This is a genomic window from Pandoraea sp. ISTKB (genome assembly GCF_001721285.1).
GTDB lineage: Bacteria > Pseudomonadota > Gammaproteobacteria > Burkholderiales > Burkholderiaceae > Pandoraea > Pandoraea capi.
The window spans coordinates 49,165-76,037 of record NZ_MAOS01000050.1 but is presented as its reverse complement, the minus strand read 5'-3'; the positions used below and the strand labels follow the sequence as shown (position 1 = coordinate 76,037).

Genomic DNA, 26,873 nt, shown 5'->3' with positions numbered 1-26,873 from the left:
AATGATGCGTTTTTGCCCGAACTGCAAGACCGAAAGGTCTGTTGATGAATGGTTCTGCGCGGGCATCGTCGCCAGCGGCAAGTGTGACTGGGACCTGTCTGGCCTGCCAATCAGGGCGCGCGGGTGGCGCGAACAGGAAATCGTTACCCGCGATGGACAGGGCGACTCAGAGCTCGATTTCGGCTCGAGAGTCTTCCCACAACAGACGTGCACAAACGGGCACACGATGAACGACGGAGATCTGATGTGCCTTGAATGCGGGGCAGATCCGAACATCGTTGAAAATGCCAAAAGTGATGCCGCGAGTTTTGGTGAAACTGATATCGTCGGCGGTACATTCGAAACACACGCCGAGACGCAAATCGACGGTTGGCGCCTGCTCAGGCAAATTTCAAGTACGGACGGTGTGCGCGAGCGGTTCATTGCCCAGCATAGCGATACCGACCGGCAGGCAATACTTACGCTTTACCGCGACGGCGCTGAACCAGACACGTCAGTCTACGATGTCGTCCGTCGTCTTCCTCGCGAACACGTTCCGGAGATCATCGCAACCGGCCGGTGGGATACTCGGGCTTATGAAGTCGCGGAAGAGCTTAGCGGCGGAACGCTTGCCGACGCGGGCATTGCTCTGCGGGACATTGCAACGATCCGTCACGTAGTCGATGAACTTGGACAGGCACTCAACGCCTTCTCGGAAGCAGGCTTGCGACATCGCGACCTCCGCCCGGGCACATTGCTTGTGCGTAGTAAAGATCCGCTTGATCTGGTGATCAGCGGATTCGGATCGGCCCGTCTGTCAGAATTTGATCTCGACATCGTTTCTCCGCTCGAAACGACGCGTTATATGGCACCCGAAGCCATCGCTGGCGGCGTTGCCGCGGCGTCTGACTGGTGGAGCCTCGGCATGATCCTGCTTGAGCAACTGACCGAGGGTAAGTGTTTTGAAGGCGTCAATCCGCGAGCCTTTTTGATTCACGTGCTTGCAAATGGCGTCACGCCGCCCGACGACCTTGATCCATCACTTCACCTGCTTCTGCGAGGTTTGTTGGCCCGTGATCGGCATCAACGCTGGCAATGGCCCCAGGTCAAAGCGTGGCTCGATGGTAAGCCGGTCGATGCTCCGGCGTCTCAGGCCACGGAGACTGACTCAGCGGAAGGCGCAAGTATCACGCTCGGCGCCAAACAGTATCGGAAACCTAGCATGTTCGCGCTTGCGGCGGCAGAACGTGAGAACTGGGAGGAGGCCCGCGACCATCTCTGCCGAGGTCTTGTGGTCACATGGGCCGAACACGCTGGCGTTTTGGCAAAGCAACTCGCTGGCCTGCGTCAAGCGGTGCTACTCGATGGCGTGGACGACGACTGGCGTCTGATGATCGCTTTAAAGCTGTTGAATCCCGAGATGCCACTTATTCTGCGTGGCGAGATTGTCACCCCAGGCTGGTTGCTCATCAACCCGCTAGAAGGTTACGACTTGGTAACTGGGGCCATCCCCTCTTTCCTTGAGCGCTTGCAGACTGAGACATGGCTTTTGAGGCTTCAGAGGCGCACCGATGAAGTCCGAAACCGAGCGCACAATCACGCGATTGAGCTGGATGAGGACATGCTGCGAATCGCAGTACTTTCCACGTCTAGAGCCCAACTCGCAGCGCAATGGGACGCGCGCCGCCTCCTTTTACCCGACTCGACGCACCCGGGCTTGCTTTCGCTATCGGAACGTCGCATCGTCAGCGAAGAAGACCTCATTGTCCTTCTGAGTGCAAAGATCACGCAGTTCCGCAGCGTTGACGAAATTCTCAATCAAGCAACCGACATTGCTAAGCGGGAGCAGATTCTTACTTTTGACAAGGAAGTGGCTCGCAACGAGCTCACGCATCCCCGTCCTGAACTCTTTCGTAGGGTCGACGACCGTATCGCCGGCTTCGCGCACACTGGCATTAGTTCTATCGATGGCTGGGCTGAGCATTTTCGCCTGGAGCGACGCCTCCCATTGCACCAGGTCCTCGTTTTGCTTTCGGTGCCAACCGAGCAGTGGCTGGAGCCACAGAAGCAACAGTATGTGTCGCAAATCCTGGAATTCTTTGAGAAGAAGGTCGCCACAACCGTACTGCGCGGTCCATTGGTGCGCATGACAATCGGCAAGACGACCGGTCGTGTTGACGTTCATGAACTGAATAGCGAGCGGTATTCATGTACCGCATTGCTCGAGCACTTACTTCAACGCAATGCACAGTCGGTTTCCATCGACCCCGCCATTTTCGGAGCAAACCTGACGCTGGAGAGCCGACTGAACACGCTCCATCGTCAAACTTCTTTATACAAGCGAGATACGGGTATTGACGGGATGTATCTGGGCTTCCCGTTCCTGCATACCCGGGACAGCCGTAGTGGCTCGCGTCCACGTATTACTCCAATCCTGCTTTGGCCTGTCAAACTCCTGATGGAACTTGGCGCTCGTGGTCAGGTTGCGTTGGCTTTCGATTGTGAGCGCGAAGAGGTGCGCTTGAATCCTGCGCTTGAGGGGCTGTTAGGAAGGGATGCGGTGAAAGCATGGCGTGCCGCGGCCGATGATGTATTGGGTCGCTCGGCCCTGAAGGTAGCTGACGTCATTGACGCATTTGGGATGTTGGCAAACATCGAGCGGCGTCAGCTTGACGCGCTACCGTCGCCAGCGGTCGAGGTGCCCGCAGGCGAGCCTCGTCTCGCCTGCTCCGCGGTGCTTTTCCATGTGGACTTCGCCGGCCAAGCCATCGGTGAGGACTTGCGCCAATTGAAGGTCTTATCGCCGTCGGGAACCTCGCTTGCCTCAATGTTGCGACTCGATGACAAGTCTGTGCAGGAGGCACCCGACGGCCCGGCCGCAGAACTCGAACGTTTTCTGACCGTCTCCAGCGACCCGTCTCAAGAATCCGCGATCATGAAGGCGCGACAAGGTCCGGGTCTCTTGGTCGAAGGGCCACCCGGAACCGGTAAGAGCCAGACGATCGTCAACATGGTTGCAGACGCAATTGGGCGAGGCAGGAGCTTGCTAATCGTTTGCCAGAAGCATGCGGCACTCGAAGTCGTGCACAAGCGATTGGTCGCAGAAGGGCTCGGTGATCGCATTGTCATGATCAACGATGTGAATAAGGATAGAGAGCCAACCATCCGAGCAGTTCGAGAGCAGCTCGATGCAGTCAACCGGGGCTCGCCGTTTGACACCAACTGGACGCGCCAACGTGAACGCATGGCCGCCAGGATTGAAGCGCTTGAGGGGGAGCTTGACCGACAACATCAAGCGCTCCACCATGTGGACGAGTCAACCGGCTTGAGTTACCGGTCCTTGCTTGGCGAATTGATCCAGTTGGAAGCTGGCGAAGCGCCACCGAGCGTTCCCCAACTGAGGGGGAAGTTGGCCGAGTTGGACATATCCTCGCTAACGGCGCTTGAGGAACAGTGCGCCCCGCTGGCGCGCTACTGGCTGCCCGCGAAATTTGAAGGGAGCGCGTTGGTCCAACTGAAGTCGTTTGCTACCGACCCTGCAACAATCGCGGAGTACACCGACGTTTTCGTTCGCTTCATCGAAGCCGAGCGGTTACGTGTCGAAACGCTTGCCGCTCATCCAGCCCGCTTTGACGTCGAAGATCCAGCGCCATATCGTGCCTGGCTCGATAGCAACGCTATCCGACTGGTAAACCTCGACGAGACACAGCGCAAGCGTCTTGCACAATGGCTACCTTTGTTTCGTCCGGCGAACAGAGAGGATGCCCCGGGACATAAGCATTACGCCTCACTAAAGCAGCTCCATGAGAATTTACTCGCCATCGACGGCGGCGCTTATGACAAAACGCTGTCGCCCGCGTTAGCTAAATTGCCCCTCGTCGAGCTGAACGCCATCGAAATGCGAGCGACACTTGCCACACGGGTTCCAACGTTCATTAGTCGCATCAATCCCACCACGTACATCAGACGTAGCGGCTTGAGAAAATACCTCGCGAGTTGCGGGGCCCCGACGACGGATGTCGCCGTTCGAGCGCTGCTGGCGGCTGCACGCCTTGAACAGTCATGGCGGCAAGAGCGAGAGGCCTTAAACGCGACGAGCAAGTCGCTGCAGTTGGATACCGTCTCACAGACGTGTGGCCCGACACTCGCAGAGGAGTGTTTGAGCCGCCTTCGGCGACTTGAAGAGATCCGTGAGCTTTCGCAGCATCTCTCCATTGCGCCACGTGGCGACGAGTTTGATTCCGCCGTAATGACAGGAGATCAGGCGCCCGTCAGACAGCTACTCGATGGATTTGAAACAGCATTCATTCGCTATAACGCTCGTCAGCACAGTCTCGAGGCATTGCGCGTACTCGAAGAGTGGATCGTTCCTGAGTTAGCGGACGCGTGCCGAAGCGCAGTCGCGGACAATCTCTCCTATCAAATGCCACTCAATCGCATCAAAGATGCGCTGCCCACACTTGCCGCATTCCAACAGTTCCGGACGCGAGCGAAGCATCTTAATCCCCAAGCCCTTGAGGTTTTCGCAGTGATGCGGCCACACGCGGAGGTGTTCGCAGGTATCGCCCCAGAAGACATCGACTGGGAAGTGCGCCGCTTGATAAATCGTGAAGCTCGACTTGGCTGGAAGCGCCGTTTCGAGCAGGAAACGCCAGAGCTCCTCCTTGATAGGGGGGAGACGGCAGCAAAGGTGGAGGCACTGGCAAACGCGGACGAGGAAATGCGCCGTCTTAATCGGGAAGTACTGCGCAATGGCATCGACCGAAGCAGACTTGGCTCAGCCCGAGACTGGGAGGATGTCACACGCTTGACGGGGCGCCGCTCTCGCCGATTGCGCGAATTCATCGAGCTTGGCACGGGGCTCGGATTGATGGCGCTGCGTCCTGTCTGGATGATGAACCCGGATGTGGCGAGCCGCGTTCTGCCGCTTAAATCAAATCTGTTCGATACTGTGGTCTACGATGAGGCGTCGCAAATGCCGGTGGAATACGCTGTTCCGACGCTCTTCCGTGGCAGCATTTCTGTTGTCAGCGGGGATGAAAAGCAGATGCCACCGGCGAACTTCTTCTCCGGCCGTGTAGACAGCGACGAGCCTGATAATTATGACGGGGAGTTTCTCGACGAAAATGCTACGGAGGAGGAGCGCGAACTCTTCGAGGACACCTGGAATCGTCGTGAGATCAAGGATTGCCCTGACCTCCTTCAAATGGCGCGGACTTCCCTGCCTGTAACCACGCTGCAGATCCACTATCGGTCCGAGTACCGTGAATTGATTGGTTACTCGAACGCTGCTTTCTACGACAACGAACTGAGTGTGCCGGTGCGACACCCCGAAGGGACGATTCGAGCGGTCAAGCCGCTTGAGCTGATTCCCGTGAATGGTGTCTATGAACGTCAGACGAATTCGGACGAAGCGGACCGCGTAGTCGAATACCTTGCCGAGTTATGGAGGAAGCCTTACGACCAGCGACCGTCCGTTGGTATCGTTTCTTTCAACCTCAAGCAAGCTAACCTGATTGAGGAGCGGCTTGAGCTTCGTGCAGAAGAGGACGAGGATTTCCGTAACGCCTATCGGGAAGAGGCTGATCGCTCCGACGGTGGTGAAGACATGGGTGTATTCGTCAAGAACGTGGAAAACGTCCAAGGGGATGAGCGCGACGTTATCGTTTTCTCGACGACGTTTGGGCGCAACAATCAAGGCGCGTTCAAGCGCTATTTCGGCGTGCTAGGACAAAGGGGCGGGGAGCGGCGCTTGAATGTCGCTGTAACTCGTGCCAGAAAGAAGGTCGTGCTGGTCACCTCGATGCCAATCCGCGACATTTCCGACATGCTAAATACCAAGAGACAGCCGGCCATCCCGCGTGACTATCTTCAGGGATATTTGGAGTACGCGCGCGCAATTTCCAATGGAGAATTCCCAAGCGGCCGTTCGCTCCTCGGGCGGATGAGCAGCGAGCGCGCGCATGCAAAACTGCGCGGAACTGCGGACAATGATGGCTTCGCGACGGATGTCCTTGAGTTCCTTCGCGACCTTGGCCTGTCTCCGGTCAGTGCACAGGAAGGCGACGCTTTCGGACTTGATTTTGCCATCGCCGATCCAGAAACGGGCTTGTACGCAATCGGTATCGAATGTGACGCTCCTCGTCACCCGTTGCTACAACGAGCCCGTGCACGTGAAATCTGGCGCCCGTCCGTATTGCGGCGCGCCATTCCAAACCTCCACCGGGTTTCATCGCAAGGTTGGTATCACAACGCTGAAGAGGAGCGAGGTCGGTTGAAGGCGGCGATTTACAGCGCTCTGAAGTCGGAGGTTGCAGCATGAGTGGTCCGAAGGTGGTTCGCATTGTCACTCGCGAAGAAGTGCTTGCTATTTGTGAAGGGCATCTTCGGCGGCTCGATCAGGCGATAGTCGCTTGGGCGGCGGCTGGACAACGAATCGGGGAGCTTTCTGCCGAAGAGATTGCGGCGACCCGCGAGCGTCAACGCGGGCTTGCTGCCTTGATTGCGACAGACGCATTCTCGGAGCTGCAAAAGAAGGTTACGGACGAAATTGCCTTCTTAAAGGACGATATGATTCGGCGCCAAGCCATTGCGATCGATAAAGCAGAACAGCTTGTTAAGCGCCGGAGGCAAGGGCGAGACAGCGCCACGACATTGTTGGCCGCGCTCAAGTCGAAGGGAGTCGAACCGCCGCAAGATTTGGTATCAAAGCTTGCCCTTGTTGCCTCGGGGGCAGAGGTTTTAGACGCAGATGTTTTGCTTGCTCGCGGATTCGGCTTGCTAGTACCGGAAACCTCGCGAGAAATCAGTATGGCGCAGATGGAGCTTGCCGGCCGATTGTTGGGGGGCGAAAGGACTCAGGATTTTGGAGAGTGGAAGGTCGCCAATATGTCGCGGATGCATAATCCGCTCATTAACCGAGTCGACCGTCAAATCGCAGAAGCGCAGGTGCTCCTCGATGAATCCGGAGTCGCCACGTTTGCGGAAAAGTTACGGTTGATCGAAAGGGATGTCAACGAATCCCGCCGCAACCTATTGCTTGACAGCTTGATACTTGATCTCGCAAGTGCAGTGAAAACGTCTCGCACGCATAACGCGGCTATCGAGGAGCTTCACGAGCTTGCCTCAGAAATGAGTGCCGAAGCTAGCGCTGGGGCAAAAGCGCTCGTCGGCAAAATAAGAGAGTGCGGCCCAGCAACGACGCTAAATGAGATTAGGCGGCTTGCAGCCGAATGCCGCGAGTTAATCGCACGGGAGCAGGACCGAAAAGCCGCACAGGCTCGGCGAGATGTAATCCTGAACGGTCTGGCTCGGCTTGGCTACGAGGTCAATGAGGGAATGCAGACGGCGTGGGCACGCGATGGACGAGTCGTCGTCAAGAATCCGTCCGTCCCTGACTATGGAGTGGAACTCGGTGGCCACACCCAAACGGGCCGGCTCCAAGTTCGGGCCGTTGCACTAACGAAAAATCACGACACCTCGCGCGACCAAGACGTCGAAACTCTTTGGTGCGGAGATTTTGGCAAGCTTCAGGAGTTGCTAGTGACTAAAGGCGACACATTGCTCGTCGAACGTGCGATTGGCGTCGGCGAGGTGCCACTTAAGATGATTGGCGACGGAAATGCCGAGGTTACGGCAACTGACAAGGGACGGGTTTTTTAGCGGCTGGATATCTGATTACTTTGGAACACCCTTCGGGTGGACTCAATCCATTCAGGCAATATCGCGGCATCCATCGGAACGCCCTGAGCGTTCAGCTGCATTCCGCAGTGCAAGGCTGTCTAGGAGCCGGTCGGGTTCATCCGAACACCTGAGCCACTCCCGCTCCCCATGGAGAAAGTCGAACGTTATGAGGTACGTTTGGCCCAACGTGACTGGTTTTTCCATTGACGGATTGTCCGTTTCTTTACTGCATTGACCAATGTGAGCAGTCTAGCCTGAGCGGCTGCTGATGGCCAATTTCCACCTGTTGCATCGACCGGTTGAATCCACACCCCTAAGCGATCTTTCCGACAAGCGCTGTGACGTTGCTCCCTCCGAGGTCTCGGGGACACTTTTCGTTGCGAGTGAGTAAGAATACGCTCAACATTCATACATGAAATCCAGAAAAGCGGGCTGCTTGGTCGAATTTTTTGCTGGCTGTTCCCCTATAATCAAGTCAGAAGGTACGTGCACGTTGTAATTCTTAAACCAAAAAGGAGAGCATTCATGGCACTTAAACCAGGACCAAAGCCGATAGCCAAATCAACAGGAAAACCGGATCAGCGTCGCCGCGACAACAAAACCACACCAGGGAATACACCGGCTCTCAAACCGAGCAAATCTAGTATCCCCACAAAGAGTAAATGACAGGGGCTCTCGTTAGTTTGCCTTTCTAACTCAGCATTCAATCGGGCCTGCGCGGCATTTCGCGCAGGCCGCTCACTTCTACGTCGGACGGTGACTCTTGGCCGATAATCCGACTGGCTGCTTCTGGCCGATTGCAACCAGTCAAAGGTGCCCGTTTCCGTGCCGAGAGCGACGCTTGGCTAGCCAAGATCGTGAGCTCCTAACGGTCAAGGCTAATGTGTGCGTCGCGGGAAAAATCATGCGATTTTAGGACCGGACGTATTGCCGCAATTAGTCGATCCGCGTCCACGCTCTTCATATAAATAGTCGCCTTGCGACCGTCTATCGTAACTTCGTGTCCATCAAGCTCCCCAGAACTTGCTTGCTTCGCTATGACGCCCAGTTCGTCTTCGAGTTGATATAGTCGTGTCAAGTCACGACTGCCGTAATCCATGACGATAACAACCTGATCACCCATATAAATGTTGTCGGCCTATGTTGTACTTGCGAGAGCAAGGAGTAAAAGCGGAAAGTAATGAGATGTTCGCATATTCAAAGCCCGACGCCTAAGTTGCCGCAGTTAGGGCTCGTCCCGCTTTTGACCCCATATCAATTCGACTCAGTCGGATCTTCTCCCTTCAGTTCCGCAAACTTAGCCGCCATGGTCGGGTTCCCGCGAGTCAGTTTCTTGACGGTGAGGTCTTCGGCCTTGTCGTTCGCCAGCCGCAGGTTATTGGCCGACTTGTAGAGCGCGTCCTTGGTTTTCTCCAGATCCTTGATGGCTTCGTCGATGCGCTTGACGGCTTCTTCGAAACCGTCGGACGCCAGACGCCAGTTACGGCCAAACGAAGTCTTGAAGTCGTCCAACTGGCTCTCGAAGCGAGTGATATCCAGATTCTGCGCTTTCACGAGGGCCAGCTCGGACTTGTAGCGTAGTGAGTTCATGGCCGCGTTGCGCAGCAGCGTAATCATCGGGATGAAGAACTGCGGTCGCACTACGTACATCTTCGGGTAGCGGTACGAGACATCGACGATGCCGCTGTTGTAAAGCTCGCTATCAGGCTCCAGCAACGAAACCAGCACCGCGTATTCACAGCCTTTCTCCGAACGATCCTTGTCCAGCTCTTTGAAAAAGTCTTCGTTCCTTTTCTTCGTAGCCGTCTGGTCGTTCTCGTTTTTCATCTCGAACATGATCGAGACGATTTCCGTTTGCGCGTCGTCGCTCTCCCGGAAGATGAAGTCGCCTTTGCTGCCGCCGCTGGCGTCGTTGTCTTTCTCGAAATAGGCGCGTGGAAAAGCACTGGCGCGGATGCGGTTGAATTCGATTTCGCAATGCTGTTCCAGCGTCTCGCCGACCATCTTCGTCGAGAGTTTTGCCTTCATGTCGCGCAGGCGCTCAATGGCTTCGTCCCGGTCCTTGAGCTGGGTTTCGTACTTGTCCTTGAGCGATTTTTCGGCCAGTTCCTTTTCCAGTGAGGCGCGGTCCAGATTGTTTTTGAGTGCATCCCGTTCTTGCTGCACTTTGCCCACGGCTTCGGTAATTGCCAATTGGTGGCTGACTGATGTCGCATCCAACTGCGATTTCAACGTTTGCAATGCGAGTTCTTTGCTGGTGACGGCTTTTTGCAGCTCGCTGTCCAATCGGGCCTGAGCCAGCTCGGCCTGTGATTTTTGTTCGGCCTGGGCCTGATGCAACTGCTGCGCAAGCTCGTCACGCTGCTTTTGCACATCGTTGACGGCGGTGGTCACGGCCAGCTGGCGTGCCAGGACTTCGCCGTCCAATTGGGCCTTGAGCCTCTGGATTTCGACATCCTTGGCCGCAGCGGCTTTCTCCAGCTCGACCTGCAACCGAGCGGCTGCTAGCTGTTCCGCGCTTTGCTGCTCGCTTTGCGCCTGCGTCAACTGGTGGAGCAGCCCATCTCGTTCCTTTTCCAGTCCGCTGAGGGCCTCGGTCACGGCCAGACGGCTGGCCATGGCGGCCGCCTCCAACTGGTTCTTGAGGTCCTGGATTTCTGCATCCTTGTTGGCGGCGTTGCTCGTCATTTCACCGGCCAGCCTGGCTTGTTCCAGTGCGACGGCATTCTGCTTTTCCTGCTCGGCCAGCCGCAGCCGCTCGTGCAACTGCTTCTCCAGCTCTTCGCGCTGCTTATCGAACTCGCTGTCGCGGACCTGCTTTTGAATATCGGCGTAGCCAGCTTCGTCGATCTTGAACGCCTTTTTGCAATGAGGACAAATGATTTCGTGCATGGAGTGTTCCGAAGCGCAGATGCGCAGCGTTAGGCTGCTTGTATAAAAAACTGGATGCCTTGCTATTGGGGACGGGCTGGGTCCCCCCCAATGCTCGTGAGCAAAGCGTCGTATGAATCCTTGTCGGGTCATCGTGACCCTCAATCCTCAACCTGCCACCGCCTCCTCAACCACGGGCTGCTTCGGCAACGTAATCGTAAACGTCGTCCCGACACCGACCTGACTGGTGACGTCGATCGTCCCCTTATGGAATTCGATGGCGGCGTACACCACAGCCAGTCCTACGCCAGAGCCGTCTTCCAGCACAGCGTTACTGCGTGAGCGGAACGACATCTGGAAGATCTCCTTGAGTTCTTCCTCCGGAATACCCGTGCCGTTGTCCCGCAGCACGACCTCGAACGCTTCGCCCTTATCCGACACGCTCATGTCGATGGCGGGTTGCGCCATCGTGTACTTCGTGGCGTTGCTCACCAGATTGATGAACGCGTGGAACAGCACATTGCTGTCGCCGATCATGCGGCTGTCCATCCCCTGCGGGGCCTGCACCGTAATCGTCGCATTCGGGAACATGTCGGCGCCCACGCCTCGCACATCCTCCAGCAAGGCCACGAGCGAGAGTTCGGCGCGTTTGCCGAACTTCGGGTCGTCCAGCGAGGCACTCTGCGCTGCATCCAGCCAGTTCTGAATCAGGTTGTTCAGCTTGGCCACCGCCTCGCGAATCTTCGTGTAACGCGGACGGGAATCCGTCTCCTCGTTGCGCGGGCTGAGCAGACGCTGCGCATGACCGTCGATCACACTCAGCAGCGTGCGGAATTCGTGCGTCGCCATCGAGCGGAACGTCTTCTGGAAGTTGTTCAGCCGCTCCTCATTCGCCAGCGCACGCTGCAAAATCGTGTTCTTCGCCGTCGCAAGCTTCTGATTGCGCACCAACGACGCCGTACTGTCCTGAATCTTCGACAACGTGCGAGACAACGTCCCGATTTCGTCGCCGCGCGACAGCCACGGCAGCCGCAGCTTGTCCTTGCCCGCCACCGCGTTCCCCGCCATCCGGATCAGATGCGTGAGCGGCCGCAGAATCACCGCATCCACATAGATCAGACACAGTAGCGTGACGACGATCATCGCGACGATCAGTCCATCGATCTTCAGCAGATGCTTTCGGGCGTCGGTGTTCTTCGCCTCGACATCCCGGATCAGCGACTCGGTGCTGCGAAACACCAACGCCCCGAATGTGCTGTTCGCCTGCGTGTACTTGGCGCTCGATTCCCCGCGATACAGTCGTGCCGCATCGTTCAGCTTGCCGCCCTGCGCCAACTGGAACACCTGATTCGACGTCCGGCGGTACTGCGCCCATTGCGACTGGAACTTCGAGAAGGCGAGACGGAATTCGTCGTGCACCAGCACCTTTTGATAACGCTCGGATGCCGCCTTGATCTTGTCGTCGAACTCATCTGCTGCCGTGCGGATATCCGCCAGCGCCTTGGGCGACATTGGCGCCAGGGCCTCCGACTCGACCGTGCGGAAGTCGGAAATGTAATCGTTGAGTTCTTCGAGAACGCTCAAGTTCTCGATCTGTGCGCGCTCGGCCGCAATGGCACGCTGCTGTGCGGAATCGACCTGATAGTGCACCGCGATGCCCACGGCGATCATCGCCACGAGGCACACCGCGAGCAAAAGATACATCCGCCCCCGGATGGGAAGCGATTGACCGGCCGATGAAGGTGAAGAAGACGCTTTCGACATGCGTAGAAGGGGAGAAGGCCCGGCGCGATAACGCGCTCAGAGCTGAATGATGTTGAGCAGGGCGGCGCGAACCACGGCTTCCGTGCGCGTGGCGACGTTCAGCTTTTCGCGGGCGTTATCGATATGGAAGTCGACCGTGCGTTTCCCCAATTCGAGAATCATCGCGATCTCGGCCGACGTCTTGCCCTTGGCTGACCATTGCAACACTTCCACTTCTCGCCGGGTGAGACCGAACGGCAGCGGCGTGCCCTCCGGAGCCTCCTCATGCTCGGTGTACTTGCGGATCACCGTGTCGAGTACGTCGAAATCCACCGGCTTGAGCATGTACTCGTCGGCGCCGGTGCTGTGCCCGCGCATGATGGATTCCTTGTCGGCATTGCCCGTCAGGAAGATGAAAGGAATCTTGCGCTCGCCCTGAATGATGCCCCGGGCGCTTTCCAGAAATTCGAAGCCGGTCATGCCCGGCACGTTCACGTCGCACACGATGATGTCCGGCATGAACGCCGCAAGCGTTGCCAATGCCGCCGAAAAATCATGCGCCACTTTCACGACATAGCCCCGGTCCGTCAGATCCTCGCGAATCAGGTCTGCCGAATCGTGGTCGTCCTCAATGCAAAAGACTTTGGTGGGAGATGACATCCCGCTGGCCCCGGTTTTTTTAATGGAATGCCGAAATCGTACTAAAAAAATCACCGGACGACGAATTTCGGTCAATAACATCGGCACGTCATAGAGAAAAGGACCGCTGGGCGGTCCTTTTCGGCGATATGTCGGCATGCGTCGTTCAGAACTGAAAGGGCAGCAGATGACCGAACTGGTGATAGAGCTCGGAAATGCCGTAAGCAAGAGCGCGAACCATGGTGAATCTCCTTTTGATAGTGATGCGAACGGTGAAGCGTCAGGTCAGGCGAAGCGCGGCAGCACTTCCAAGGCGATGTTGATCGCAATGTGTGCCATCGATGCCAGGTGGTCGATCATGATCGTTTCTCCTTGCGTGTGCGCAATGTCCGGCTCAGTAGCCGAAGACGTGACCGACGTGGATGGCGCACTGCATGCCGGTCTCGATGCAGGTGTCGTTGTAGAAGAGGCTGTCGACGAGGTTGAGGAGGAGGCTCATGGTCGTGTTCTCCGGTATGGATGGAAAGGGGAGGCGCTGCAATCAGCCGAAGATCGGGGCGATGGTGCCGATCAGGCCGAGGACCGAGGCGAAGCCGTAGGTGATGAGTGCGGGCATGGTGTTTCTCCTTGAGTCGATATTGAGTCAGTTAAGTGGGTTTGGCGGCTGGCGCTGCGTGCTTGCTTCGTTGTGGTTCGCTGCGTTGGCCGTTGAGTGAAGTATCGTCATCACCCCCCGACGGCGAAACTGTGATTAATACAGGCGAGACCCATTTCGCCGCTGCTGAGGACTTCGAAAGGAAAAAAGTGCTTATTCCACAAGGGTTTGGCGGTGGTCGTCGCCAAACCCCGTATAAATCGCAGTGACGTCGTACAGGGCGCTCCGTACCATTCGCATCGCATTACAAAGCCTTACAGCAGCGATAAATGGATACGGAGTACTGAATGAGGACGATTCGGATGACCAGCGTCGCGTTTGCGGCGCTTTGCACCATGACGTCGGCCGCACAGGCCTACACGCCAATCGATATTGAAGACCGCTACGGCACGCCGTTCATACAGGCGCGGCTGTTTTCCCCGACCGATGGCGCTTTTGCCGATAACGGCGTAGACAACCAGTTTTCGACGGGCACGCTCTCGCCGCTGCAAATCCAGCAGATCCGCGGCGCATTGAACTATTGGGCCGAAGTCATCAAGGTGACGCCGGGCAGTTCGCCAGCCACCATCAACGTCGGCATGAGCACGGAGAAGGGCGCGCACGCCTTCAGTCCTTACGTCTTCGATCCGAACGACCCAACAGCGACAGGCGACCAAAATCCCACGCTCGTGCAGGCGGCGTTGCAGAATAGCCCGCTGGTGCGCGCTACCTATCACGGCGCCCACGGTGAAATCACCTTGGGTGACATGAACTTTTCGACGGCCCCGTACGCGGCCTCACAGATCCCGTTGAACGCACAGGCCGACATGCCGGCCGTGATGCTGCATGAGGTGGCACACGCATTGGGCGTTGCCGCCAACGTGCATGAAACGACGGTGTCCTCCACCCTGCATACGAACCAGTTCGCGACGGTGCTCGACGCCTGGTCGGCGCATCTCTACGACGACAACGACCGTCAGGCGCAGCCGGGGCAGAATATTCTGACGCCCGAGAATGTGGGGACGGTGGACCCCACGGCGTTCGACGCGCGCAAAGACACGGCGTATTTCGCCGGCGATCACGTCAGGGAAGTGCTCGACGGCGCCATGAAGGGCATCCCGGTACGGGCGATGGCCGAGGGCGATTTTTATGATGCGCCGATCTACTCGCATATCGAGCTCAAGAACAGCCTGATGAGCCACCAGTCGTACCGCAACTACACGGCGTTCATGGAGGCCGAACTGGCGGCGCTGCAAGACATCGGCTATGACATCGACCGGCGCAATTTCTTCGGCCGCTCAATCTATAACGACGGCCTCACCGTCGTGAACGACAACCCGTTCTTCGGGCGCAATGCGGACGGCACCGCCTACGTGCCGAATACCTACAACACGGCGACGCTGGGTCTCGGCCTGCACATTTACGGCAGCAACAACACGGTATCGCAGCGTGCCGACTTGCTGAGCGCGGGAGCGGGCGGGGCCGGCATTCGCGTCGATGGCGTCGGGAACAACGTCACCGTGCTGCCGGGAACGCGGGTCTATGCCGACGGCAGCAACGGTCGCGGCGTGATGTTCGCGTACGGGAAAGACCATACGTTTGTGCAACGTGGTGACGTCCAGGCGCTGGGCGAAAACGGTATTGCCGCGAGCTTCGACTTCGGCCATAACGCGCTGGGCGATTTCGGCGATACGGGCTATAACGGCGACTATCGCGGTTCATACATCTATGTGAAGTACGACGCCAGCCAGAACCTGCTGCCGCTGCTCGACGAACTCGACGGCCCGCTCGTGACGCGCGCCGACATCACCGGCCGACTCGCAGGCAAGTACGCCTCGCTGTACATGTCCGAGAACGGCTACGTCGGACAGATCAACATCATGCGCGGGGCGGCGCTCTACGGTGACATCGTGTCGAAGTACGCCCAGCGCGATACCACCGGCGCACTGCGCCTGACCCAACTGAGCTTCGGTTTGACGCCCGACGCGAATGGCGTCGCCACGAGTCAGGCCGATCCCACGTTCAATCTGCGCTTCGACGGCAACATCGTCGGCAGCAATCTCGCGCTGACGATGGCGGGCGGCACGACCCAGATCAACGGCGATCACACGGTGCATGACGTGACCGTGAACCACGGCGCCACGCTCACCGGCAATAGCCGCTACGTGCTCGACCCGGCTGGCACCTTCATCAACGCGGGTACGGTCGCACCGCTGCTGGCGGGCGGTTTCATCAGCATCGGCGGCGACTACACGCAGACAAGCACCGGCCGTCTCGTTTCGTCGCTGGCAGCAGATGGCACCTTCAGCAAGCTACTGGTCAGCGGCACCGCAACGCTCGACGGCACGCTGGCGATCGCGCCGCAACGCGGTTGGTACGCCAGCGGCATGACCGTCTCGTCGGATCAGTGGCTGAATGCGTCGAGCATCAACGGCGCGTTCGCCAACGTGACGACGCTGCTGTCGTCGCCCACGCTGCTGGCTACGGCGTCGTCGCTCGGCAGCAATACCTACCGTGTGCAGGTGGCGCGTACCGCCAACGCCTATTCGCAGTACGGCACCGACGGCAACAGCCGCCGTGTCGGGGCGGTACTCGATCGCATCGCCGGCAGTGCGGGGGCCGATCTGCAAGCGCTCGTCGCAGCGCTCGACTTCTCGGCGTCTGACGGTAGTGGCATCGCCAAGGCGTTACCGCAACTCACGCCTGCCGCCTACGGCGCGATGTTCACGGGCGGGCTGCTGCGGGAGCGTCAGATCACCGATATGGTGGCTGCCGCCGTGGGCGCTGATGGCACGAAGGGCGCTGGCATGGCCGGGGAGGGCGCACTCTCGGGCAATTGGCGCGGGTTCGCGATGACCTTCGGCAGCGGCTACTGGCGTGGCCGCGACGGCGACATGGCCGGGGCGAGCGGCAACACCTACGGTGTCGTGTTCGGCGCGGAGAAGGTGGCGGGCGAAGGGCGCGACTGGACACTCGGCGCGCACGGCGCAATCAGCGGTCAGTCGACGCGTCTGGACGGACAGACACCCGGCTCGGGCAAGACCACCGCACTGGACCTCGGCGTGCATGCCCGCTACGCGCCTGACACACTTTCCGGCCCGCACGCATTCGCGTTGGCTCGGATCGGTGTTGAAGACGGCCGTATGGACCGCAGCATCGCCGTGAACGGTTACTCCACTTCACCGCGCGGCACGTGGACCGGGGCGACGGCGTCGGCCAGTATCGGCGGCGGATGGCGCTGGCAGTTGAACAGCACCACCAGCGCAGGCCCGGTGGCTGCGCTCGATTACACGGCGTTGTATCGTCCGAGCCTCACGGAAGACGGTACCGACGGTGCGCGTCTGCATCTCGACAGCAAGACGTTCAACTCGCTGCGCACGCGGGTGGGCGGCGAGGTGCGCTTCGATCTGCCGATGGTCTCGGGCGATGCGCTCACGGCCAATCTTCAGGCGACGTGGAACCACGAGCTGACAAGCGGGGCGATCAATCAGCGTGCGACGTTCGCGGGTTATCCGGGCGCCGCATTCACGACGCGCAGTGAGGTCGTCGGGCGCGACAGCCTTGGGCTGCAAGCCGGCGTGTCGTACCGGGTGGCCAAGCGAATCGTGTTCGGGGCGGCCTTGTCGAGCAACTTCTACAAAGCAGGAGATGCCGACGTCGCGGGGTCCGTGTCGGCAACATGGCGGTTCTGATGTAGGTATATGAAGTGATGCCGTAATCTCCACCGCAAGCGCCTTCATTTGCGGTCGAAATGACGCCCGGAAGCCAAATTTCCGGGCGCTTTTCATTTTTCAATCCCTTGCGGGTGGGAGAGGGCACCGAGTGCGATATCGGTTCCCAAGTGCGTCATTATGTCGCGATGTATGGAATATGCGCATGCGTAGCATTCGTAACGCAAATGTTATATACATACATAGAGGCTTAAGATGTCCATGCATAACGTCTCGCCCACCCGCAGAGGAAGGGCAGACACGACAGCCGGCACACGTTGGCACACGTGGTGCGCGCGCCTTGCCGCGGCAGTGGCGATGGTGCCCATGAGCGGTTGCACGCTGGAGTTGCTGGATCCGAAAGGCAGCGTCGGCGAACAGGAAAAGCACCTCATCCTGATCGCGCTGGGTGTGATGTTGCTCGTCGTGATCCCGGTGATCGTGCTCACGCTGGTGTTCTTCTGGCGCTACCGCGAGACCAATACCGCCGCCACGTACTCGCCGAAGTGGTCGCACTCCACCAAGATTGAAGTCGTCGTGTGGACGATCCCCGTCATTATCGTGGTGGCGCTCGCCGTCATGATCTGGGAGACGACGCACAAGCTCGATCCGTATCAGCCGATCGAGCCGGTGGCGAGTGAAAAAGCACCCATCCGTGTGGAAGTCGTCGCGCTGAACTGGAAGTGGCTGTTCATCTATCCGGACTATCACGTCGCGACCGTCAACAAGCTCGTGTTGCCGGTGGATACGCCTGTGGAATTCAAGATCACGGCCGAATCGCTGATGAATGCGTTCTTCATTCCGCAACTGGGCAGCATGGTCTACGCCATGTCCGGCATGCAGACGAAGCTGCACCTGATCGCGAACGAGACCGGCACGTATGCGGGCATGTCCTCGGCCTACAGCGGCCCGGGCTTCTCCGACATGCATTTCAAGGCGCACGTGACCTCGCAGGGCGACTTCGACAAGTGGGTGAAGGAAGCGCAGGCCGTGCCCGATACGCTCGACGCACCGACCTACGTCAAGCTCGAACAACCGGGCACCGCCGCGCCGGTCGGCATCTACGCCAACGTGATGCCGGGCCTGTTCGACGCCGTCGTCGGCAAATACATGGGACCGATGGACGCCAGCTCGCAAGGCATGCGCGTCTCGGGCAACCGTGCCATCGACGACATCATTGCCGCCGCCAATTGCCGCGTGGACGGCCAACTGGACAGCCGCGCGCTCCTCGCGCAGCGTCCCGAGCGTGACGCCGGGGTGCAACCCGCCGCCCAGCGCGCGCTCACGGAGTAAGTCATGTTCGGAAAACTCGATCTCGACGCCATTCCCTGGCACGAACCCATCATCATGGGCACGCTCGCTGTCGTGCTCCTCGGTGGGGCGGCGCTGCTCGGCGCCATCACCTACTTCCGCAAGTGGGGCTATCTCTGGAAAGAGTGGATCACTTCGGTTGACCACAAGCGCATCGGCGTCATGTATATCGTGCTGGCGCTCGTCATGATGCTGCGCGGCTTTGCCGACGCCATCATGATGCGCACGCAGCAAGCCATTGCCGCCGGTGGTGAAGCCGGCTATCTGCCGCCGCATCACTACGACCAGATCTTTACGGCGCACGGCGTCATCATGATCTTCTTCGTGGCCACGCCGCTCGTGCTGGGCCTGATGAACGTGATCGTGCCGTTGCAGATCGGTGCGCGCGACGTGGCGTTCCCGTTCGTCAACTCGCTGTCGTTCTGGCTCTCGGCAATGGGCGCGGTGCTCGTCATGATGTCCATGTTCGTCGGTGATTTCGCCGCCACGGGCTGGGTCGCGTATCCGCCGCTCTCTGAACTGGGATACAGCCCGACCGTCGGGGTGGATTACTACATCTGGTCGTTGCAGATATCGGGGCTGGGTACCACGCTCACGGGCATCAACTTCATCGTGACGATCCTGCGCATGCGTGCGCCGGGCATGAACCTGATGAAGATGCCGGTGTTCACGTGGACGGCGCTCATCACCAACATCCTGATCGTCGCGGTGTTCCCGGTGCTCACGGCCACGCTCGCGCTGCTCACCGCCGACCGCTACCTCGGCATGCATTTCTTCACGAACGAGCTGGGCGGTAACGCCATGATGTACGTGAACCTGATCTGGATCTGGGGCCACCCCGAGGTGTACATCCTGATCCTGCCGGCGTTCGGGGCGTTCTCGGAGATCATCGCGACCTTCTCGCGCAAGCCGCTGTTCGGTTACAAGTCGATGGTCTACGCCACGTCGTCGATCGGCATTCTGTCGTTCTTCGTCTGGCTGCACCACTTCTTCACGATGGGCTCCGGCGCGAACGTCAATGCCTTCTTCGGCATCATGACGACGATCATTTCGATCCCGACCGGCGTGAAGCTGTTCAACTGGCTGTTCACGATGTATCAGGGCCGTATCCGCTATCACTCGGCCACGCTCTGGACCATCGGCTTCATGGTGACGTTCGCCATCGGCGGGATGACGGGCGTGCTGCTCGCGGTGCCGGGCGCGGACTTCGTGCTGCACAACTCGCTGTTCCTCGTGGCCCACTTCCACAATGTGATCATCGGCGGTGTGGTGTTCGGTTGCCTCGCGGGCATTACGTTCTGGTTCCCGAAGGTGTTCGGCTTCACGCTCAACGAGCGCTGGGGCAAGATCTCGTTCGCGTGCTGGCTGATCGGCTTCTACCTCGCCTTCATGCCACTGTACGTGCTCGGCTTCAAGGGCATGACGCGCCGCATGAACCACTACGTTCAGCCTGACTGGCAGCCGTACCTGATCGTTGCGATGGTCGGCGCGGCCCTGATCGGCCTGGGCATTCTGGCCTTCGGCGTGCAGCTCTTCGTGAGCATTCGCGACCGCAACGCCAACCGCGATCTGACCGGCGATCCGTGGGATGCACGCAGCCTGGAATGGGCGACGTCTTCGCCCGCACCGTTCTACAACTTCGCCCACGTGCCGCGCATCGACTCGCTCGAACAGCATTGGGACGACAAGGAACGCGGTTTTGCCTACGTGCAGCCGACGCACTACGAAGACATCCATATGCCGCGTAACACCGGCACGGGCTTCATTGTCTCGGCCTTCAGCTTCGTGATGTGCTTCGCGCTGATCTGGCACATCTGGTGGCTGGCCGGGGCGAGCCTGATCGCGACGATTGCCACGTTCCTGTGGCGCACCTACGACCGCGACGTCGATTACTACGTGCCGGCGGCAGAAGTGGAGCGTATCGAAAACGCCCGCTTTGCCGACCTGCGTGTCGCGCTTCCTGCGCGTCAATCTCTGCAAAAGGCCGCCTGATGTCCTCGGCATCTCTTCATTCCCACCACGCTCCCGGCGCTTCGGCCGGGGCCGATGACCACGCTCACGGTCATCACGACGCCGGCGCGACGACCACGCTCGGCTTCTGGATCTACCTGATGAGCGACTGCCTCATCTTCTGCGTGCTGTTCGCGACGTTCGGCGTGCTGGCGGCGAACACGGCCGGCGGGCCGACCGGCCGCGAGCTGTTCGAGCTGCCGTTCGTACTCGGCGAGACGATGCTGCTGCTGCTCTCGAGCTTCACGTTCGGGTTGGCGTCGCTGTCGATGCGCCCGGGCAACGAGGGTGTCGTGCAGCGCTGGCTGTGGATCACGTTCGCGCTCGGTGCGGCGTTCGTCTCCATGGAAGTCTATGAGTTCTCGGCGCTGCTGCACGAAGGCGCAGGCCCGGGCCGCAGCGCGTTCCTGTCGGCGTTCTTCACGCTCGTGGGTACCCACGGGCTGCACGTCACGTGCGGCTTGCTGTGGCTCGCGGTGATGATTCACCAGATCGGCCGCTTCGGCTTCGATCCGGTGGTGCGCCGTCGTCTGCAATGCCTGAGCCTGTTCTGGCACTTTCTGGATCTCGTCTGGATCTGTGTCTTCACCTTCGTCTATCTGCGGGAGTTCGTATGACGAGCGCTCAAGTTCACGATCACGGCGCTTACGCTTCGCAGAGTCATCTGCGCGATTACGTCGTCGGATTCTTTCTGTCGCTGGTGCTCACGTTCGCGTCGTTCGGTGCGGTGATGCTGAAGCTGGTGCCGGCGGGCTGGGGGCTGGCGACGATCGTCGTGCTGTGTGTTGCGCAACTCGTCGTGCAACTGGTGTACTTCCTGCACATCGGGGCGAAGCGCAGCCAGCGTCAGAACTCGGCCATCTTCCTGTGTACGGCCGGGCTCATCGCCATCATCGTCGCGGGTTCGTTGTGGGTGATGCATAACGCCAACAACAACATGATGCCGACGCACATGTCCATCGATCGGGCCAAGCTGCGCGACTGATCATGGACCGCCTGAAATGCATGGAGGTGTTCGTGCAGGTCGTGCGCGCGGGGAGTCTGTCTGCCGGTGCGGCGGCCTGCGGCATGTCGCCGGTCACGGCGACGCGTCACGTGCAGGCGCTCGAAGCCCGGCTCGGCCAGCCGCTGTTGCGCCGTAGCGGGCGACGTCAGGTGCCGACGGCGCTGGGCGAGCGCTACTTCACCGAGTGTGCGGAAGTGCTTGCGCGCATCGAGAACGCCGATGCCTTGGGGGATGGCGGGCCTGCGGGCGCTTCGATGACATCGGCGATGGCGGCGATGGCGCGCCCCGTCGGTCAGCTTCGTGTGAGCGCGCCTACGACCGTTGGCTCGCATCTGCTCATGCCGATCTTCGCCGAGTACTTGCAGACGCATCCGGACGTCGCGCTCGATCTCGCGCTCAAGGACCGCGCCGTCGATCTGGAGGAAGAGGGGATTCACGCGGCGTTTCAGGCGGGCGGCAGCCCGGAGCCGGGATTGATCGCGCATACGCTGCGCGGTGTGACGCGCGTGGCGTGCGCGTCGCCCGGCTATCTCGCGCGGCGCGGCATTCCGCGCCAGCCCGCCGATCTTGCCGGACACGATTGCCTCGGCTTTCGCTACGACGATCTGCTCGGGCGCTGGACGTTCGATCCTGCGGGTGGTCATGTGGGAATGACGGGCGTAGCAGGCCCGACGCGCGACGCACGTCTGACCGCGCACAATCCGCTCGCCCAACTTCAGGCGGCGGTGCACGGCATGGGCATCGCGCTGCTGCCCGAGTATCTGCTGGCGCCGGAAGTCGAGGCGGGACGTCTGGTGCGCGTGCTCGAAGCGCAGGCGCAATTGAGCGAGCCGATGCATCTCGTGCATCTGGCCGGGCGCTATGTGTCGTCCAAGCTCGATGACTTCGTACGCTTCGTGGTCGCGAAGCTGGGGCCGGATGCCTGTGTCGTGCCGACGTCGGGCTGATGACGGGCGATAGCGCTTGATAGTGGTTGAGCGCGGTCGGTGACGTTTTGATGACGGCCCGATGCCACCGTTGCAACGGCGCGGCGTCGTCAGTCGGCAACTTCGGCTAAGATGCTGCCATCGACATCCGGGCCGATGCGATATCTCCAAGAGCGGGCCACCGAGCCCGCCATTCCTCTGATGCGGCAATCATGCGACATGGCATAGCATGGCGACGCAGGTTCGCCTGCGCGGGCGCGGCGCTCGTCTGGGCGACGGTCTGCGCGGCACAGCCCCCGCAGTACAAGAACGACGCCGAATTGATGGGCGCGGCCATCGCCTCGCCGGAAGGCGTGGGGCAGGTGCTCGACCGGCTCGTGCAGAAGTGCGGGCTGTATGGCGAGGCGACCAAGGTGCACGGCAATGCCGTGTTGCGCGCCTGGCAAGCCAGACATCGCGACTATCTTGCCGAAGGGCAGCGCGTGCGCGCCGAACTGGGGGCCGTCTACACCGATCCCGAGGCGAAGCGGCGCTTCGACGACCTGCTTGCCAACCAGTTTCCGAGGCTCGTCGAGCGTCAGTTCGTCGTCTACGCGAACACCATCGACGACCAGCCGACGCAGGCCGCCAAGGCCGAACTGTGCGACGGCTATTTCAATGCCGTCGACGAGCGTCAGTTCGATCTCACCGTGAACGATCCCGCGCTGGCCGCGTTCCTCGACAAGCGTATCGCCGAGCGTGCTTCGGCCGCGACGCCCGCTGCGACGCCACCCGTCGCACCTCCCGCCATGCCTGAGGCGCCTGCACCCGGCAGTTCACCCGGCGACTCACCCGGCAATACGCCGGTGAGCAAGTAACGCATCAGGTCTGCCACGGGACGAATGCGCTCGCCGAACGGCAGCGGATCACGTCCACGGAAGAAGAGCCCGCGCGCGACGTCGCCCCGGACGGCTTGCGCGAGCTTGAGGTCGATGCAGAACTGCCCGATGCGTGCCACGCCATCGCGCAACCCGCATGCCTGCAAGCAATCGAACCCCTCCAGACACTGACGCACTTTGGCCTTGGCCTGCAACGCGGTCTCGCGCGAGAGGTACTTCTTCAGCCAGGGCGTGAGCACCGCGCGCGCGGGAAGACCGGCCACGCTGGTGAACTCCGCGATGTCCTCTGGCCGCGCGCTGGCGAGCACTTCCTTGAAGGCCGGGTGCGCGTCGGATTCTTCCGTGACGGCGAACGCCGTCCCCAGTTGCACGCCCGCCGCGCCCTTGTCGAGCCACTGCCGCACCTGCTCGTGCCGATGGATACCGCCCGCGACGATCAGCGGCACACGCGTCCATTCGACGCCCAGCGACGCGTAGATATCGCGGCATTCGTCGAGCACGCGGTCGAAGGAAAAGCGTGCATCGCCCAGTTCTTCGATGCGCGATGCACCGAGATGGCCGCCCGCATGCCCGGGGTGTTCGATGACGATGGCGTCGGGGAGCCGTCCCTTTTTCATCCATTTGCGCAATATGAGACTCACGCCACGCGAGTCGGAAAGAATGGGAATGAGGGCGACGTGCGGATACGACGCGGTGAGTTCGGGCAGATCGAGCGGAAGTCCCGCGCCCATGACGATGGCGTCCGCACCGCTCTCGCACGCCTGACGCACCAGCGACGCATGCGCGCTCACGGCTTTCATGACATTGACCGCTATGAGGCCGTTGCCCCCGGCAATCGACTTGGCCGCCCGGACTTCGCGGTCGAGCGCAATCAGATTGACGGTTTCGATGGCGGCCTTGATGTCGTCAGCGCTGTGGCTGCCGCGCATGCAGTCGATACGGGCGAGCAGGTCCGGATGATGATGACGCAGGTCGATGCTCGCGATCGTGCCCATGCCGTTGTGCTTCGCCACCGTACCGGCCAGCCGGTGCGCGGAGATGCCGATTCCCATGCCGCCTTGCACCACCGGCACCAGCCGGCGGCCGGCCAGCGTCAACCATTGCTCGTTCATGTCAGTTCCGTTCGTCGAGAGTTGCCCGCGGCTATGCCTGCGGCATGTGGGCAGGGCAGTTCCGGCAGTCTGGCATTCGCGCGGCGAACGGTTTTTGCGATGGGTCAAGCGCAGGGGCGCTCAGGACGATGTGTCGGTGCGGCATGGCGTCGCAGGGCGGGGCACCGTGCCGAGCGCGATGCCGCCGACGATCAGCGCCAGCGCAAGCCAGACGTCGAGCCCGAGCGACTCGCGCAGGATCAGCGCCGACGCCAGCGTGCCGATCACGGGCACACCGAGCAGGCCGAGCGAGGTCACCCCGGCCGGCAGTCGACGCGTGACGACGCCCGCGAGCCAGTAGGCGATGCCGCCGCCGACCACGCCACCATACGTCAGCAGGCCCGAGAAGACTGCCCAGCCGGTGACGCGCGGCGCGCCGTCGACGACGAAAGCCATCGAGCACAGGCTCACACTCGCGAGCAACAGTTGCCACGGACTGAGTTCGAACGGACCGTTGACCCAGCGGTGCGCACGCATGTGGACGATGGCGATGGCCCAGACGAAGGCCGACAGCAACACCAGCGCATTGCCGAAGACGGCGTGGCGGTCGTGCCAGTCGAAGGCCAGCGGGTTGAACATCACGGCAAGCCCGAGCAGCCCGCAGCCCAGTCCGATCAGCCGCCTCGGCGTGAGCGCTTCGCCCAGCCACAGCCGGGCGGCGGGCATCACCCAGAGCGGCGTGGTGTAGGCGAGAACGGCAGAGCGCCCGGCACTGACGTATTGCAGGCTGAGCGCGACGAGCAGCGAGAACACGGTCATATGCAGCACGCCGACGCTCAGGATGACCGGCAGATCACCACGTTTGGGCCACACCAGACGCCGGGTCATGGCGCCGATGACGAACAGCGTTGCCATGCCGACGACCGAGCGAAGCGCCGCACTCCACCACGGTGACACGTGCGCGAGCAAGGCCTTGCTGACCGGCCAGTTCACGCCCCAGGTCACGACGACGATGGCGAACAGCACGCCCGCATGCGAGCGCACGGACGAACGGTTCGGGGTGAGACGTTGCAGGCTGGCAGGCAGGTTCACGTGCCCGGACTCCGCGAGGGGATGGGGGAACGCGCCGCTCATCGGGAGGCGGCGCGCACTGTCCCATCACGGTAAGGCAGGCGTGGACGGTAGAGAAGCGCCAGAAATGAGGTAAATGGTGGTGCCACGGTGGCCTGGCACGCGTGGCGCTGAATCCTGCGGAGGCTGGGCGGCGCAGGACTCAGAGGCGGGACGTCAGGCCTTCGGCGGCGTGCCGCTGAGTTTCATGCACAGGCCACGCAGGAACACGCGAATGCCGTCGGACTTGCCGAGTTGGGGACGATGGCGGAAGACGTCGTAATCGGCGGCTTCGATCATGTCGAGAATGCGCAGCCCGCCGTGCACCACGCAGCACAGCTCCAGCCCGAAGCGGCCCGGCACGCGGTTGGCGAGCGGGGCGCCGCGCAGCATCATCTTGCGCGCGGCATCGACCTCGTAGCGCATCAGGGCGCGCCAGTTGTCGTCGTACTTCTGCGCGCCGATGTCGGCGTCGGTCACGCCGAAGCGCGCCATGTCGTCTTGCGGCAGATACACGCGCGCCTTGCGCCAGTCGACTTCGACGTCCTGCCAGAAATTGATCAGTTGCAGGGCCGAGCAGACGTCGTCGGAGCAGGCGATGTTCTCGGGGGTGTCAAGCTTGAACAGCCTGAGCATGATGCGACCGACCGGATCGGCGGAGCGGCGGGTGTAGTCGCGCAGCTCGGCGAAGGTGCCGTAGCGCTTGGTCTCGATGTCCTGATCGAAGGCCGAGAGCAGGTCCGAGAACGGCTGCACCGACAGCTGGTGCTCGACGATCACGCGGGCGAGCGCGGCGAACAGAGGCTTGTCGGGCGAGGTCGGCGTGCCGGCGGCGATCTTGTCGAGTTCGGCCTGATAGGCGGCCAGTCCGGCGTGGCGCTCGGCGTTGGTGGCATCGCCCTCGTCGGCGATGTCGTCGGCGGTGCGGGCGAAGTTGTAGATCACGCCGACCGGCGCGCGCATCTCGCGCGGCAGCAGGACGCTGGCGACCGGAAAGTTCTCGTAGTGCTCGATCTTGGCTTCGGAAGTCATCAGGCTGGTGAGGCAAATGAGGGCAATGCCGCCCGGATTCGGGGTGTCGGAAACGCATCTGGCCTGAAACCGACCGTCTCGGGTCGGCATCGGCCGGTCGACCGAGGTCGGAGGGCGGCGCGCAATGCCCCGAGATTCTATGTCATCGCCCCTCATCCTGTCGGGAAAGTCGTGCCAATCCCCGGTATACTTCACCCTTTGCCGGATTTTTCCGGCGTTTTGCAGTGTCACCCTGTTCCCCTGTAGGACG

Annotated in this window: 15 protein-coding genes; 9 read left to right on the top strand and 6 right to left on the bottom strand. The window is 60.7% G+C overall.

What is annotated here, in order from left to right; genetic code table 11:
- Position 1 precedes the first annotated feature (1 nt).
- On the top strand, positions 2-6,301 hold the full coding sequence (locus tag A9762_RS19180; RefSeq protein ID WP_069343607.1) for an AAA domain-containing protein: 6,300 nt from the start codon (positions 2-4) through the stop codon (positions 6,299-6,301).
- Positions 6,298-7,641 (top strand): hypothetical protein, encoded by a 1,344-nt coding sequence (locus tag A9762_RS19175; RefSeq protein WP_069343606.1) that lies wholly within the window; start codon positions 6,298-6,300, stop codon positions 7,639-7,641. The genes A9762_RS19180 and A9762_RS19175 overlap by 4 nt, the downstream gene beginning before the upstream one ends.
- Positions 7,642-8,916: 1,275 nt before the next feature.
- Here A9762_RS19175 and A9762_RS19170 read toward each other — a convergent pair.
- From A9762_RS19170 to A9762_RS19160, 3 genes are all read right to left on the bottom strand, one after another.
- Positions 8,917-10,554 carry a DUF2130 domain-containing protein gene (locus tag A9762_RS19170; protein WP_083254098.1) on the bottom strand — a complete coding sequence of 546 codons (1,638 nt, stop codon included), beginning with the start codon at positions 10,552-10,554 and terminating at the stop codon, positions 8,917-8,919.
- A 147-nt stretch (positions 10,555-10,701) separates the two neighbouring features.
- Entirely contained in the window at positions 10,702-12,297 is a 1,596-nt protein-coding gene (locus A9762_RS19165; RefSeq protein WP_083254097.1) for an ATP-binding protein, read from the bottom strand.
- A gap of 36 nt (positions 12,298-12,333) precedes the next feature.
- A complete protein-coding gene (locus A9762_RS19160) occupies positions 12,334-13,074 on the bottom strand; it encodes a response regulator transcription factor (protein ID WP_371443118.1) in 741 nt (246 codons plus the stop codon).
- Here A9762_RS19160 and A9762_RS28625 point away from each other — a divergent pair.
- From A9762_RS28625 to A9762_RS19130, 7 genes are all read left to right on the top strand, one after another.
- Complete coding sequence (locus A9762_RS28625) at positions 13,073-13,546, top strand: hypothetical protein (protein ID WP_139133292.1); 474 nt, start codon at positions 13,073-13,075, stop codon at positions 13,544-13,546. The genes A9762_RS19160 and A9762_RS28625 overlap by 2 nt on opposite strands.
- Before the next feature lie 311 nt (positions 13,547-13,857).
- Entirely contained in the window at positions 13,858-17,241 is a 3,384-nt protein-coding gene (locus A9762_RS19155) for an autotransporter domain-containing protein (RefSeq protein ID WP_069343603.1), read from the top strand.
- A 330-nt stretch (positions 17,242-17,571) separates the two neighbouring features.
- On the top strand, positions 17,572-18,552 hold the full coding sequence (gene cyoA / locus A9762_RS19150) for a ubiquinol oxidase subunit II (RefSeq protein ID WP_256388782.1): 981 nt from the start codon (positions 17,572-17,574) through the stop codon (positions 18,550-18,552).
- A gap of 3 nt (positions 18,553-18,555) precedes the next feature.
- Complete coding sequence (gene cyoB, locus A9762_RS19145) at positions 18,556-20,562, top strand: cytochrome o ubiquinol oxidase subunit I (protein ID WP_069343601.1); 2,007 nt, start codon at positions 18,556-18,558, stop codon at positions 20,560-20,562.
- Positions 20,562-21,197, top strand: a complete 636-nt coding sequence (gene cyoC / locus A9762_RS19140; RefSeq protein ID WP_069343600.1) for a cytochrome o ubiquinol oxidase subunit III — start codon at positions 20,562-20,564, stop codon at positions 21,195-21,197. The genes cyoB and cyoC overlap by 1 nt, the downstream gene beginning before the upstream one ends.
- Positions 21,194-21,565 carry a cytochrome o ubiquinol oxidase subunit IV gene (gene cyoD, locus A9762_RS19135; protein ID WP_069343599.1) on the top strand — a complete coding sequence of 124 codons (372 nt, stop codon included), beginning with the start codon at positions 21,194-21,196 and terminating at the stop codon, positions 21,563-21,565. The genes cyoC and cyoD overlap by 4 nt, the downstream gene beginning before the upstream one ends.
- Before the next feature lie 2 nt (positions 21,566-21,567).
- Positions 21,568-22,533, top strand: a complete 966-nt coding sequence (locus tag A9762_RS19130; RefSeq protein ID WP_069343598.1) for a LysR substrate-binding domain-containing protein — start codon at positions 21,568-21,570, stop codon at positions 22,531-22,533.
- A 652-nt stretch (positions 22,534-23,185) separates the two neighbouring features.
- On the opposite strand, the gene A9762_RS19125 is transcribed toward A9762_RS19130, so the two are convergent.
- The 3 genes from A9762_RS19125 to hpnC form a co-directional block, all read right to left on the bottom strand.
- A complete protein-coding gene (locus A9762_RS19125; protein ID WP_240493631.1) occupies positions 23,186-24,502 on the bottom strand; it encodes a nitronate monooxygenase family protein in 1,317 nt (438 codons plus the stop codon).
- A gap of 120 nt (positions 24,503-24,622) precedes the next feature.
- Positions 24,623-25,573: a DMT family transporter gene (locus tag A9762_RS19120; RefSeq protein WP_240493630.1), complete on the bottom strand. Its 951-nt coding sequence runs from the start codon at positions 25,571-25,573 to the stop codon at positions 24,623-24,625.
- A 195-nt stretch (positions 25,574-25,768) separates the two neighbouring features.
- Positions 25,769-26,854 carry a squalene synthase HpnC gene (gene hpnC / locus A9762_RS19115; RefSeq protein WP_371443117.1) on the bottom strand — a complete coding sequence of 362 codons (1,086 nt, stop codon included), beginning with the start codon at positions 26,852-26,854 and terminating at the stop codon, positions 25,769-25,771.
- Positions 26,855-26,873: the final 19 nt, after the last annotated feature.